Source organism: Stenotrophomonas sp. YJH_SMC_32, assembly GCF_059369975.1.
This window is the reverse complement of the sequence record NZ_JCAFTE010000003.1, coordinates 233,967-246,094: the sequence shown is the minus strand read 5'-3', so window position 1 is coordinate 246,094 and position 12,128 is coordinate 233,967. Positions and strand designations below refer to the sequence as shown.

General features: G+C 62.8%; 12 protein-coding genes and 1 tRNA gene. 7 read left to right on the top strand and 6 right to left on the bottom strand.

Annotated elements, in window-relative coordinates; all coding sequences use genetic code 11:
- Positions 1-25: 25 nt before the first annotated feature.
- Positions 26-100, top strand: a tRNA-Val gene (locus AC5P7S_RS07175).
- Positions 101-214: 114 nt separating this feature from the next.
- Complete coding sequence (locus AC5P7S_RS07170; RefSeq protein ID WP_242441291.1) at positions 215-781, top strand: hypothetical protein; 567 nt, start codon at positions 215-217, stop codon at positions 779-781.
- A gap of 50 nt (positions 782-831) precedes the next feature.
- Here the strand turns inward: AC5P7S_RS07170 and AC5P7S_RS07165 are convergent, their stop codons facing one another.
- Positions 832-1,407: a hypothetical protein gene (locus tag AC5P7S_RS07165; protein WP_141239330.1), complete on the bottom strand. Its 576-nt coding sequence runs from the start codon at positions 1,405-1,407 to the stop codon at positions 832-834.
- Between the two features lie 273 nt (positions 1,408-1,680).
- Here AC5P7S_RS07165 and AC5P7S_RS07160 point away from each other — a divergent pair, with 273 nt between their 5' ends.
- Positions 1,681-3,549 (top strand): P-loop NTPase fold protein, encoded by a 1,869-nt coding sequence (locus tag AC5P7S_RS07160; RefSeq protein ID WP_095377026.1) that lies wholly within the window; start codon positions 1,681-1,683, stop codon positions 3,547-3,549.
- 244 nt (positions 3,550-3,793) lie between these two features.
- On the opposite strand, the gene AC5P7S_RS07155 is transcribed toward AC5P7S_RS07160, so the two are convergent.
- Genes AC5P7S_RS07155 through AC5P7S_RS07145 form a run of 3 tightly spaced genes read right to left on the bottom strand, consistent with a single transcriptional unit; the run spans position 3,794 to position 5,014 of the window.
- Positions 3,794-3,955 carry a hypothetical protein gene (locus AC5P7S_RS07155; RefSeq protein WP_170944885.1) on the bottom strand — a complete coding sequence of 54 codons (162 nt, stop codon included), beginning with the start codon at positions 3,953-3,955 and terminating at the stop codon, positions 3,794-3,796.
- 35 nt (positions 3,956-3,990) lie between these two features.
- Positions 3,991-4,554 carry a hypothetical protein gene (locus tag AC5P7S_RS07150; protein WP_095377025.1) on the bottom strand — a complete coding sequence of 188 codons (564 nt, stop codon included), beginning with the start codon at positions 4,552-4,554 and terminating at the stop codon, positions 3,991-3,993.
- Positions 4,555-4,606: 52 nt separating this feature from the next.
- Positions 4,607-5,014 (bottom strand): hypothetical protein, encoded by a 408-nt coding sequence (locus AC5P7S_RS07145; protein ID WP_095377024.1) that lies wholly within the window; start codon positions 5,012-5,014, stop codon positions 4,607-4,609.
- 566 nt (positions 5,015-5,580) lie between these two features.
- Between AC5P7S_RS07145 and AC5P7S_RS07140 the strand changes: the two genes are divergently transcribed.
- The gene (locus tag AC5P7S_RS07140) at positions 5,581-5,961 is read left to right on the top strand and encodes a tautomerase family protein (RefSeq protein ID WP_005415517.1); all 381 of its coding nucleotides are present in this window, start codon (positions 5,581-5,583) and stop codon (positions 5,959-5,961) included.
- A gap of 34 nt (positions 5,962-5,995) precedes the next feature.
- On the opposite strand, the gene AC5P7S_RS07135 is transcribed toward AC5P7S_RS07140, so the two are convergent.
- Positions 5,996-7,129 (bottom strand): XVIPCD domain-containing protein, encoded by a 1,134-nt coding sequence (locus tag AC5P7S_RS07135; RefSeq protein ID WP_495213616.1) that lies wholly within the window; start codon positions 7,127-7,129, stop codon positions 5,996-5,998.
- On the bottom strand, positions 7,126-7,704 hold the full coding sequence (locus tag AC5P7S_RS07130) for a hypothetical protein (RefSeq protein WP_050562684.1): 579 nt from the start codon (positions 7,702-7,704) through the stop codon (positions 7,126-7,128). Before AC5P7S_RS07130 ends, AC5P7S_RS07135 begins: the two co-directional genes overlap by 4 nt.
- Before the next feature lie 241 nt (positions 7,705-7,945).
- On the opposite strand from AC5P7S_RS07130, the gene AC5P7S_RS07125 reads away from it, so the two are divergent.
- The 3 genes from AC5P7S_RS07125 (at position 7,946) to AC5P7S_RS07115 (ending at position 12,126) form a co-directional block, all read left to right on the top strand.
- Positions 7,946-8,341 (top strand): DUF2946 family protein, encoded by a 396-nt coding sequence (locus AC5P7S_RS07125; protein ID WP_095377022.1) that lies wholly within the window; start codon positions 7,946-7,948, stop codon positions 8,339-8,341.
- Between the two features lie 129 nt (positions 8,342-8,470).
- Positions 8,471-10,609 carry a TonB-dependent receptor gene (locus tag AC5P7S_RS07120; RefSeq protein WP_495213615.1) on the top strand — a complete coding sequence of 713 codons (2,139 nt, stop codon included), beginning with the start codon at positions 8,471-8,473 and terminating at the stop codon, positions 10,607-10,609.
- Between the two features lie 11 nt (positions 10,610-10,620).
- Positions 10,621-12,126, top strand: coding sequence for a PepSY domain-containing protein (locus AC5P7S_RS07115; RefSeq protein WP_095377021.1), 1,506 nt, complete (start codon positions 10,621-10,623; stop codon positions 12,124-12,126).
- Positions 12,127-12,128 lie beyond the last annotated feature (2 nt).

The window sequence follows — 12,128 nt, the reverse complement described above, 5'->3', positions numbered from 1 at the left end:
ATAATGAGCGGCTCAGCAACACACCGGGCGGTTAGCTCAGCGGTAGAGCATTGCCTTCACACGGCAAGGGTCACAGGTTCGATCCCTGTACCGCCCACCAATTAAGACCCTGATTTATCAGGTGTTATGAAGAAGCCGGCCTCGAGCCGGCTTTTTCGTAAGTGCGTGATAAGTGCATTAGACCGATTGTCTAACTCCCTTGGGAGAGAGTCGCATGGGCAAAGCAAGAGTTTCTCTGGAAGAGGCGCTGCACGCTGTGACCGCTGCTCACGCAGCCGTTTGGCAGGCCATCGCCGGCTACCGCTACATGACCGATGTTCATGACAAGGGCGAGCATTTCGAGCTGACGATCTTCGGGGACATGATCGTGTCCAAGCCGTTTCCAGGTCTAGCAATTGACTGGCGATACACGGTGCACCCTGAGCGGCTACCCGAGCGCGCTCAGGAGGTGGTGAGGTACACAGCTCGTCAAGCAATCATGGACACACACGATGCCGTGTGGAAATACCTCGAATCTAATCGGCTGAAGGATCAGTATTTGGCGAATCCGGTCTTGGTTCTCCTGCGCGCCCTCAGGCTGGCCTATGCGCATAGGGCAGATGATTGGCAGTTCAAAGACTCGCCCCTCCCGTTGCAGTGGCGTAAGCTCCAGTTGGTTGCGGGAATGAACGGGAAGTCTGTCAGCGAGACGATGCTTCTTAGCGACCAGCTCTATCTGATGAATGACGCAATCCATCTGCTTGATCCTAACAATCCTCTGGTCGCGCCAGTGCACCGCTGAGAAGCTATAAATCACCGACTTCCTGGTGATTTACCGATTGAACGACGCCCTCACCTCAGTGCGCTGCTGCCCGACTCGCTTAAACCCTGCGTCGTGACGGCTTCCAGCCGGTCCAACCGATCTACAACCTGCGCGAGCAGAGCATTGCTCTGCTGCACCGCTGCCGTGGTCGCGGCCTGGCCAGTCTTGTCTTCCACCAGGTCGAACACAGCGCGCGCGAAGTTGTCCGGCAGCGCCTCGATGGTGTCGGCCAGCTCGCCCATGCCGACGCCACCCTTGTCCAGGTCGCCCACCTTTATGCCGTCAATCAAGCCGGTTACCCGGTCATAGACGCCGTTGTAGTCCTGGCCGCTGGCGTGGAGGCTCCGACCAAAGCCCAGCGCCACCTGTGCGCCCGCGTGCGCTGCGATGCTGGTCTGTGCGATGGTCTGCTGTAGCTTCTCCTGGTCGGTCAGTGGCGGCAGGTCGCCGACAGATATTCCATAGCTAGTGGCATTCTTGTCCTTCACCATCTGCGCCTGCAGCTTGCCCATGCTAAGGGCTCGCGAGGCCTCGATCTTGGCGAGATCCTCAGTGCGCGTGTCAGGCAGGCTCAGCGGCTTAGGGTTGTAGTTGGAAACGTTCACCGGTACAGCGATAGCCGCCCAGCGCTGCCTCGACTCCAATCGAGTTTGACTCTGGCCAGGTCGGCGATTACGCAGCTAGGCCGTGCACCGCGCACGAATGCAATGACCGACTATTTCGCGATCTAGAAATAGCGTGAGGTTGCATCCCAGCAGGTCCTTTGCGTGGATGCAAGAAGATTGTGCTGCGAGTGCTATCTTTCTGACTCAACAAGCCTGCGTGGCTTCTCGCCCGCCACCCGGAACGCTGCTGCGAATAAAAAAAGGAGACAGGTTATGAAAGCCACAGTGGCGATGGAGCCAATTGCTATCGCGGAGGCGGTCAACTATTTAGATGCTTACTTGGCAGAAAGAGTTGATAGAGGATCCGCCGTGCTCATCACGGGGAATTGGGGAAGCGGGAAGACCGAGTTTATCAAGCGATATATGGCCGAGCGTCAACGGAGGAGTCCCCATCAGCTTCCAGCGCTAGTTGCCAGTTTCTTTGGTGCGCAGAATGAGGCAGCCATCTCGGACCAGTTCCTCTCTCAGCTCTATCCTTCCCTGAACTCAAAGATTGGGAAAGTCCTCGGAACCGCGGCATTTCGCTTGGGAAATACGCTTCTATCGGCACAACTCGGAGAAGCTCCGCTAGAGCTTTCAGACGTTGAGGCAATACGGCAGTGGGCAGCAAAGCCCAGGGATAGGGTCGTAGTCTTTGATGATTTGGAGCGCGCAACATTTGGAGTTGATAGGGCTTTGTCGCTTATCAATGGATACGTTGAAACCGACGGGTTGCGCGTCATTGTGCTCGCAAACGAGGCGGAAATAAGCTGTCCCCGCTATACCAAGTGGAAAGAGAAGGTGGTCGGTAAGAGCCTCTACGTAAGGGCCGATCCAGAGAAGGTGATCGAAGCGGTAGCGCATGAGCTTCCGTATGGCCCGGTGCAAAACTACTTGCGTACCAATCCGAAACGTGTGGCAGAAGTACTGCAGGCAGGCGGAATGACAAATTATCGTAGCTTCCGTGTGCTCATGGGTGATGCGGACCGATTGGTGAGTCGGGTGGACCCTCGTCTTGGGAAAAGTAAAAAAGGCCTTGAATCAGTTGTGCTTTTCTCTGTTGGAGTAGGCTCGGAGTTGCGTGCGGGACTAATTACTGCAGACGAAGTCGCCATGATGGGGAAAGACTATTTGCGACACGCTAAGAGTCGCGAAAGCTGGGATGAGCGAGATATCCACCTTGATGCAGTAGAGAAACGTTACCGTGATCTAGCAGCATACGAGTCTGTAGTGCCGCCCTCTCACCTTGCCACGCTTTGGATGTCGGGCACGCTTCAGATCGACGCAATCAATGCTGTGCTATCTGTCGATCCAGTCGTAGTTGGTGAAGCTGCAGCGCCGGCCTGGCGCAAGATGTGGGATCTATGGAGCATGTCTACCTGCCAATACGATTCAGCACGACTGGAGCTTGTGTCCGATTTGGAGAGTAGCAGGCTTTTAAAGGTCGGCGAACTTCTCCATGCCGTGGGCATCTCACTGCGCCTTGAGGAATGGGGCGTCGAGCTAATTCCGGGAAAGCAAACCTTAGACTGGCTTGAGGAATACCTGATGCGTGAAGAAGTCAGTAAGGGCCTAGAGTTGGGGGGCTCACGCTACGACCTTAGCGAGTCCTACGGAAGTCTCGGCTACCATCAAAGAGAGACAAGTTCCTTTGTGCAAGCCACCAGACTTGTTAACTGCGCAGCGAATGGGGCGGCTCTCTACCGCGCTGCTCTGGAGGTTCCAAAATACGTCGCGCAGATCGAGGCTGCGGACTACTCGTCGATTCATGCATTTGGAGTAGGGAACTTGGCCGGGCGTGCGGTGCCCTGGCTGCAAAATGTCGATCCAGTCCTTATGAGTGGCATGATCGTTTCTGACGGGAAGGTAAACCGCGGCCTGCTGGCGGCCTTGGACGCGCGCTATGCAGGCGACATGGACGCGGCTCTCCAAGCTGAGTGGAATTGGTTAAGGGAGGTCCGTAAGCAGGTCAGGCGTATTACTTCTGATCTGTCGGCTCCGCAGCGTCAGATATGCACCGGATTGACTGCCCAAAGCGTGAAAAGTATCGCTCGTTGGATAGTCCGAGCAGCCCGCGTGAACAAGGCAAGGCGGGTCGTCTAGGTCAGCGCTGTTGCATCAGTCGGCGAACGGTGCCGATGACTCAACACCGACGTTCGATTACTTCGGCCGAAAAGCGATTCTGTCAACTGACGGCTGAAGAGAAGTGGGCGTGTGGAGGGGGGAGGCCAATCAGGTTTCGACCTCCCCCCTCCCGTTGCCTGGTCACGACGCTGAGGACGCTGCCCGCGCTGGCGCCGCCCAGGCTGCCGGTGTTGTCAGGGGCACCGCCGGCTGGCCCCGCCCTTTACTCGGTGGCCGTCACGCCTTCGATGACGGTGAACGCCTTGGGGTAGGCCGATGCCACGTCCAGACGGGTGTGGCAGATGAAACCAGCCTCGCCAGCCTCGGCATACAGCTCCTTCAGCAGCTGGATCGACACGGACTCGCGCATGTAGATGGTGCGCATCTGCAAGCCACCCTCGTAGATGGCGCCGCGCCGCCTCAGCCATGCTCCTCCAGCAGCTCGCGCGCGATCATCGCCGAAGCATCGAGCAGGTCGTGGTCGCTGCCGGCCTGCACCATCACCGCCAGCAGGCTACGGCCCACCTCGGCACTACCGCTGGTCAGTTCCATCTCGCCTTCAAAGCACAGATCGGCCAACCATTCATGGGCCTGCTGCAGCCCGCGCTTGCGGACGCGGCGGAACTCCGCGAGCAACTTCGCCTGGCCGGCCTCCTGCTCACCCTCGGCAAGCAGGCCGATGGCACCGCCGTGCGCCGCGCGCCAGATCGCCGGTAGCGGGCGACCGTTCGCGTCCACCACGTCCGCCGAAAACTGCGCGCAGTACATTTCGTAGCGCTTGCCCGCCGTGCTGCTGGGCGCGATGCCGGCCTCTGCCAGCAGGCGTTCGGCTTCATCCAGTGTGCTGAACTTCAAGCGCAGCAGTGCAGGGCGGCTCAGTTGTTGTGCCAGCGCCTGCTGGTTGGCGGCGAACCAGACGTTCCAGCCCACGCTTGCGCGGCCTTCCAGTGCGGCCTTGAAGTACTCCAGGTGTTCGGCGTCCATTGCGGTCTCCTGCGCTCCCTGCGCGATTGTAGCGGGAGCACATCCGGGCCGGTCAGGCATCGCCGCTGGAGAGGCAATGATGTGCCTCGCGCACCAGCTGGCGTGCGGCCACGATCAGTCCGTCGATATGGAAGGCGCCCAACTGTTCGTCCGGGCCGCCTTCGTTGCGCGCATGGTCCGCGGCCTGCAGCAGATCGAGCAATGCGCCGAGCCCGGATAGCGAGCGGCGCAACGAAGCGTGATTGCTGGCGCCGAGGATGAGGCTGATGCACGGCTGTCCGTCACCACCGTCGGCATGGTTGATCGCATTGAGACGGGCGAAGAACGTGGCCGACTGCGCCGGAAGGTTCTGTTCGTTCAGGGCGCACTCGATCTCGCGTGCGAGGTCCCCGGGCACGTCGGCGGCGATGTCGCCGATCAAGGCGTGCAGGCGGGGATGGATGGCGGTGCAGTTGGTCATGGCGAAACCCTCACTGGCGTAGGGCCACCTTCCGGAGTGAAGGTGGCGGACGGTGCGGGTTGGCGTACCAAGGCAAACAAGCTTCAAGGGAGAAGAACGCCTGGCGGATCTTGCGATCCCCACGCACCGCCCGCCAATGAGGGCAGTCGATGCATTCTCTCAACTGCGATTTCTCTCGCAGTCCTTGAAGCCTGTTCGTTTATTCGAGACGCCAATCCCGGCCAAGGCGTCTTGCCTCGGCGCGGCGATCTTCAAGCCGGGCAATCACATCGGTCTGTAAGGAAAATTCTCAACTGTCCCTAGGCAGGCCAGACGTTTCCCGTTGTGTGTCGTCCGACACCTGCAAGTAGTGCGGCCCATCACTGATGGCGCGCATCGCCGCCCCTGCCGACCGTGCACATGGCGACTCCGGAGGGATGCCGCCACGGCAATCGCGTCACCCCGCGCGGCGGAGGCGGGACCACGCCACGCATGGAGCCAGAGGGTTCCATCCCTGCGCTGTCCCGCCGCCCCGGGCAGGCGTAGTCTCAGCCCGTTGCCGTGCCTATCCACTCTGGAGTGCCACCATGCCGCTCGCCCGTATCGATCTTCGCAAAGGTAAATCCGCCGACTACCTGCAACGCGTCGGCGAAACCATCTACCAGGCCATGCGCGCGGTGGGGGTGCCGGAAAACGATCGCTTCCAGATCTTCCAGGAACACGCGCCCGGCACGCTGATCTACGACCCCGGTTACCTGGGCGTGGATCGCACCGACGACTTCATCTGCATCCAGATCACCTGGAACGAAGGGCGCACGCTCGAGCAGAAAAAGGCGTTGTACGCCGGCATCGCCGATGGACTGCATGCGGCGGTGGGCATCCGCCGCGAGGATGTGTTCATCAATCTGGTGGAAGTGAAGAAGGAGAACTGGTCGTTCGGGAACGGTCAGGCGCAGTACGTGAGTTGATGCGGGAACGGTGTCAGCGCCTGATGCGGCTGGGTCAGGCCATGCGCGGCGACGCCTGCTGTTGTGCCTGTTGCTCGTCCTGCGCCAGTCGGCTTGCGTCGCGGGATTGCTGCTGCACGTTGGCCTTCTGATACAGCATATCCACATCGCCCTGCTGCGTATCGAGCAGGGACAGGCGCTGGCGATTGGCGGCAGGGTCCGGCGAGGCGGTGTCGCCGCTGCGATGCAGGAATACGTAGCCGGGTGCCTCGGCGGTGCTGTTTGAACTGAATGCCACCTGCAGCGTGTCCTTTTCGCTGAAGCCGGCCTGCACCGCCGCGTGGGTCAGATGGCCTGCCAGTCGTTCGTGCTCCTGGCCGGGGGGCAGTCCCTGCTGTTCGCTGGCCTGGGCGAGTGCGGTACGCACTTTCTGGTCCAAGGCATGAAGGCTGTGCCCCGGTGCGCGCGCGTCCGCAGCCAGACGCTCGCCCAAGGGGCCATCAATGCCGTCGGTTTCGCTGAGCAGACGCTGCTTCAAGCTGCGCTCGGGCAGGGGATGAGTGGTGGTGCGGTTGAGTTCGCTGTTGGGGAAAGGGGGCTCAATGCTGTCCACGCCATGGATGTTGCGCAGCGGACGATAGCCGTCCTTGCCCTGTGACTGGACGCCCAGCGGAATGCGGACATCGGGCAGCAACTGGCCAACGGGGCCGCCGATGCTGTTCACGTCCAGGCTGTGCTTGCGCTGGATGCCGGCGTGATTCAATGCGCCCCAGGTGAAGTCCACGCAGTTGTGGCGCACGTCGGCATAGTGCTTGCTGAAGCCGTACTTCACTGGATCGTCGCCGAACGCCTTGAGCTTGTTGTACTGGGCTTCGGTGATTTCGATGGTGCGGACATGGGCGGGGTCCTTATAGACTTTCACGTCGTCTCTGACGATGCGCCCGGGACCATTCATGCTGCCATGCTCGACGGGTGCGAAGCCGAAACTCTGCGCCGCTTTACCTGTAGCATGCAGAACATAGAACATGTGGCCAGGCCCGGAAGTATCAGGAGTGCCATCGGGCGTCAGCTGCTGCTTTCCCGAATCGGGATCGAGCAGTGGGGTGCCGGGTGCGGCAATGACAATGTCCAGGCTGTAGCGGGGCTTGTTCATGGAAACTCCTTCGTTCCTTCGAATGAATGGTGTCACTTCCCTGCAGGACGCGAGGCGTGCACGACTAGCCTTGCCGAATAGTCTTGCAGTCCTGATATGGCATGGACCGTTTGAATCTGCAGCCGGTATCTGCTGTCGAGCTCCAGCGGCAGCGCTGTCACGTTCAGGAGGTAGTTGCCGTCGCTGCCTGATGCGAGCGAGGCATAGCGCCAGCTCTCAGAGTGGTGCCACGAGGGGAGCGGCTCAACACCGTTGCGCGCGCGTGCCTGATAGCTGTCCTGTGTTGCAATCTCCTGCCAGGTAGTGCCTTCCCGACGCTGCAGGGATACTTCGAATGGGATGTTGATACTTGCTATATCGGGCGTGCCCGTTGTGGCTGGACTTCGCCGCTGCAGTTCCAGTTCCACCGCATAAGTGCGGTAGCTGGCAAAATTGCGCGCCGTGGTTTCGAACTCGAACTGCACCTGCTGGCCGGGCGCGTCCACGGCGATGGGCTGTGAGAGTTCCAGCGGCTCTGGCGGTGGGGGCGGCCCCTTGTCGGCGCAGGCAGCAAGCAGCGCGGTCAGGCCGAGCAGGCTGATGCGCTGCCGGTGTGTGATGCGGGTGGTCATGCAGATTCCTCTGGCTCCTTGCCGTGGCCAATTGAACCCTAACGTTGGCGAGGCAGAGCCCGCAAGCGCAGGGACCGCGGTGTGGTGCATTCACATGTCGCCGCGCGAGGCGAGCTCCTGCGTCACCGTGTCGCAGGGGGCAAACCCTGAACGGGGTCCAAGGTTGGGCACAGGCCCGTAGAATGGCCGGGTGCGTCATTCTGTCCTCCACCGCCGGTTCCAGGCCCTGGCTTGGCTTGCCATGCTGCTGGTGCTGCTCGCCCCGCTGGTGAGCCGCTGGCTGGCGCAGGGTCACGTGGCTGCCGCTGCGCCGGTGGCCGCCATGGACCACGCAATGCACGCAGAGCATGCGCAGCACGCGATGGAAGGGCACCACGACCATCACGCGATGGCGATGCCGCACGGCGAGACCGCAAAGAAGCCGCCCGCCGATCCGCATGCCGATCACGAGATGGGTGTGGACTGCGATTACTGCCTGATCGCTGCACGGCTGATCACCCTGCTGGTGGCGGCCGTGCTGCTGTTGGCGCCGATGGTACCGGTGTGCCGCGCACTGCGCGGCGCGGTGCAGGCGTTGCCGCAACGAATCGGCGGCACGTTGGGAGCGCGTGGGCCACCGGCACTGATGGCTGCCTGAGCCGCACGCGCGTTGCACTGATCGTTTTTCCATGAGGTTGCCGGCCACGGCCGGTGCCCGCACGCGCGTGTCTGTCCCTTTCTGATTGCTGCCCTGCCATCGCGGGGTGGCCTTGCATGCCGTGAAAAAATGAAAACGAACCCCAACCCCGCGCGCCTGCGCCGGGCGACGCTGCCTGTGCTGTGCGCGTTGCTCCTGCATGCTGCGCCCCTGCTTGCCGCCGACGCGGCACCCCCGACCACGCTGGAGACCGTGCGCGTGGTCGATGCTCGCAGCGGTGAGCTGTCATCCACCGCCAGCGCAGGCTCTGCGTTGGGCTTGAGCGTGCTGCAGACGCCGGCCAGCCTGACGGTGATTTCGCGCGAACAGCTGGAACAGCGCGGCGACAGCAACCTCAACGATGCGATCAGCCGGGCAGGTGCGATCAGTGCGATGCCGCACCCGGGCAACGGTCTGAGTGCGCTGTCCAGCCGTGGCTTCACCGATGGCGCCTCGGTGATGCGGCTGTACGACGGGCTGCGCCAGTACGGCGGCGTGGGCATCACCTTCCCGTTCGATACCTGGTCGATCGAGCGCATCGAAGTACTGCGCGGGCCGGCCTCGGTCATCCACGGCGACGGTGCGATCGGCGGGGTGATCAACATCGTGCCGAAGAAGCCCTCGCGCGGCGCCATCGAAAACGAGATCAGCGTGACCGTGGGTAGCGAGGACACCGCGCGCCTGGGTTTCGGCAGTGGCGGCGCGCTGACGCCCGAGCTGGCCTACCGGCTGGATGTGAGCGGCAACTACAGCGGTGGCTGGGTCGATCGGGGACGCAACGGCGATGCCACCTTCTCCGGCGCGCTGCTGTGGCAGCCGCGCACCGACCTGCAGCTGACCTTGACCCACGCGCAGGGCCATCAGAAGCCGATGCGCTACTTCGGCACGCCGCTGGTGGAGGGACGCCAGTTGGACGCGCTGCGCCATCGCAACTACAACGTGGACGACAGCGAGATCCGTTATCGCGACCGCTGGACCCAGCTTGATGCGCTGTGGACACCGAACGCGAACGTGAAATGGCGCACGCGCCTCTACCAGATCGACAGCCAGCGCGATTGGCGCAACGCCGAGGCCTATGTCTACAACCCGCGCACCGGCCTGATCGATCGCTCGGGCAACACCCAGATCACCCACAACCAGGACCAGACCGGGCTGACCTCGACGCTGCGCGTGCAGGGCAATGTGGGCGGTAGGGCGAACAGCTTCGCGGTGGGCCTGGACGCCAACCGCGCGCACTTCAAGCACACCAACAACACCTATACGGGCAGCTCCGGCCCGGTCGATCCGTTCCATCCGGTGCCGGGCCAGTTCGCCAGCGACGCGCCGAACCTGCCGCGCTACCGCAACGCCGCCGAGCAGTACGCGCTGTTCGTGGAAGACCGGTTGGCGCTGAGCGAGCGCTGGTCGGTGCTGGCTGGCCTGCGCCACGATCGCGCGCGCATCGATCGCACCGATCTGATCAGTGGCCAGAACGCGTTCTCGAAAACCTACAGCAGCACCGGCTGGCGCGCCGGCACGGTATTTGCGCTGCAGCCGACGCTGAGCCTGTATGCGCAGTACTCGCAGGCGGCAGATCCGGTCAGTGGACTGCTGATGATCAGCCCCGCGAATGGAGCGTTCGATCTAGCCAAGGGGCGGCAGATCGAGGTGGGCCTGAAGCAGGCGTTCGACGGTGGCGAGTGGACGCTGGCGGCGTACCGCATCCGCAAGACCGGGCTGCTCAGCCGCGATCCGCTGGTGCCGGATCGCCGCGTGCAGGTGGGCGCGCAGACCTCGCGCGGTATTGAAGCGTCGTTGACCTGGAATGTCGCGCCGCACTGGACGCTGGATGCCAACGCGACGGTGCTGAAGGCCGAATTCGAGGACTTCCTGGAAACCACGGGTTCGCCGGCGGTGCTGGTATCGCGTGATGGCAACGTGCCGCCTAACGTGGCCGAGCGCCTGGCCAGTGCGTGGCTCAGCTGGCAGTTCGCACCGGACTGGAGTGCGGCGGGGGGCGTGCGTTACGTCGGCAAGCGCTACGCCGACAACGCCAACACATTGGAGCTGCCCGGCTACAGCACCACCGACCTGGCGCTGACCTGGCAGGCGGCACCGCGCACGCGGGTGAGCGCGCGCCTGTTCAACGTGTTCGACAAGGCGTACTACGCCACCGCGTACTACACCAGTACGCAGTGGTTGCTGGGTGCAGACCGGCGCGTCGAATTCACTGTTGACCATCGCTTCTGAGGACGCTGGCGATGACGTTGCGATCCACCGCCAAGCGCTGGACCTACCTGGTGCACCGCTGGCTGGGCATCGGCGGATGCCTGCTGATGCTGCTGTGGTTCGTCAGCGGCATGGTGATGCTGTTCATTGGTTACCCGAAGCTGACACCCGGTGAGCGGCTGGCGGCGTTGCCGGTGCTGGGTGAGGCCCGCGACCTGCAGGGGCTGTCGGTACTGCCGGCTGCCGTGCAGGCCGAGCCGGAGGCTGTGGCATTGACCACACTGCGTGGCGAGCCGGCGTATGTGGTGCGAAGTGGCAGCAACGTGGGCGCCTGGTCTGCCGTGACCGGCCAGGCGCTGCTGCCGGTGTCGGCACAGCGTGCCGAAGCGTCCGCTGCACAGTTCGCGGGCGGCCCGGCCTTCGTGGGTGCGATGCGCGTGGACGAGGACCGCTGGACGCATTCGCGCGCTCTGGATGCGCATCGGCCGCTGTATCGCGTCGAGGTGGGCGGTGAGCAACCGGGCGACCTGTATGTGTCTTCGCGTACCGGCGAAGTGGTGCTGGACGCGCCGCATATGCAGCAGCGCTGGAACTATGTGGGCGCCTGGCTGCACTGGTTGTATTTCCTGCGCATGCAGTCGGTGGACCCGGTGTGGACGTGGGTGGTGATCGTGCTGTCCGCACTGTGCACGCTGGCGGCGGTCAGCGGCATCGTGGTGGGTGTGTGGCGCTGGCGTTTCCGTGGCCACTATCGTTCCGGTGCGAAGACACCGTACGTCGAGCCGTGGATGCGCTGGCACCATCTGATCGGATTGTGTGCTGCGGCCTTCGTGTTCACCTGGATCTTCAGCGGCCTGATGTCGATGAATCCATTGGGCGTCTTCAGCAGCACGCGAGAGGCGATCGATGTTGAGCACTACCGTGGCGGCGCGGTGGCGGTGGACGGTGCACTGGGTGATCCTGACACGCTTCTGGCAGTGGCCGAAGCCGCGCGCTTTCAGCCGGTGGAGATTCAGTGGCGACGGATCAGTGGTGAGCTGCTTGCGGTGCTGCTGGACGGGCAGGGTCATACTCGCATCGTGTCCGGCAGCAATGGGCATCTGCAGGTTACGCGGTTGCTGCCGGCAGCTTGGCTGCAGCAGAAGGTGCGTGCGTTGTCCGATGCACCGATGCAGGGCTTCGTGGTGCAGCATGCAGCGGATGCGTACTTCTATCCGCGTGCGCCCGAGGCCATGAATGGTGCAGCGGTACGCCGCTTCCCGGTGGCCGTGGTGGACTTCGGTGATGCCGAGGCGACGCGCGTCTATCTCGACCTGGCTACGGGCGATCCGTTGCTGACGATGGGTCATCGCGAGCGGGTGGGGCGCTGGTTGTTCTACTTCCTGCACAGCTGGGACCTGCCGGCGATGCTGCGCCAGGAAGGTACCCGGCTGGCGGTGCTGCTGCTGCTGAGCGCTGCTGGCACCGCACTGTGTGCCACGGCGACGGTGATCGGCTATCGGCGATTGCGGATGAAGCTGCGGCGCAGGCGGCGCTGATG

Coding starts and splice junctions, on each gene's coding strand:
- AC5P7S_RS07170 (WP_242441291.1), top strand. CDS start 215: ATGGGCAAAGCAAGAGTTTCTCTGGAAGAGGCGCTGCACGCTGTGACC.
- AC5P7S_RS07160 (WP_095377026.1), top strand. CDS start 1,681: ATGAAAGCCACAGTGGCGATGGAGCCAATTGCTATCGCGGAGGCGGTC.
- AC5P7S_RS07155 (WP_170944885.1), bottom strand. CDS start 3,955: ATGCGCACCATCTACATGCGCGAGTCCGTGTCGATCCAGCTGCTGAAG.
- AC5P7S_RS07150 (WP_095377025.1), bottom strand. CDS start 4,554: ATGGACGCCGAACACCTGGAGTACTTCAAGGCCGCACTGGAAGGCCGC.
- AC5P7S_RS07145 (WP_095377024.1), bottom strand. CDS start 5,014: ATGACCAACTGCACCGCCATCCATCCCCGCCTGCACGCCTTGATCGGC.
- AC5P7S_RS07140 (WP_005415517.1), top strand. CDS start 5,581: ATGCCGCTCGCCCGTATCGATCTTCGCAAAGGTAAATCCGCCGACTAC.
- AC5P7S_RS07130 (WP_050562684.1), bottom strand. CDS start 7,704: ATGACCACCCGCATCACACACCGGCAGCGCATCAGCCTGCTCGGCCTG.
- AC5P7S_RS07125 (WP_095377022.1), top strand. CDS start 7,946: ATGCTGCTGGTGCTGCTCGCCCCGCTGGTGAGCCGCTGGCTGGCGCAG.
- AC5P7S_RS07120 (WP_495213615.1), top strand. CDS start 8,471: ATGAAAACGAACCCCAACCCCGCGCGCCTGCGCCGGGCGACGCTGCCT.
- AC5P7S_RS07115 (WP_095377021.1), top strand. CDS start 10,621: ATGACGTTGCGATCCACCGCCAAGCGCTGGACCTACCTGGTGCACCGC.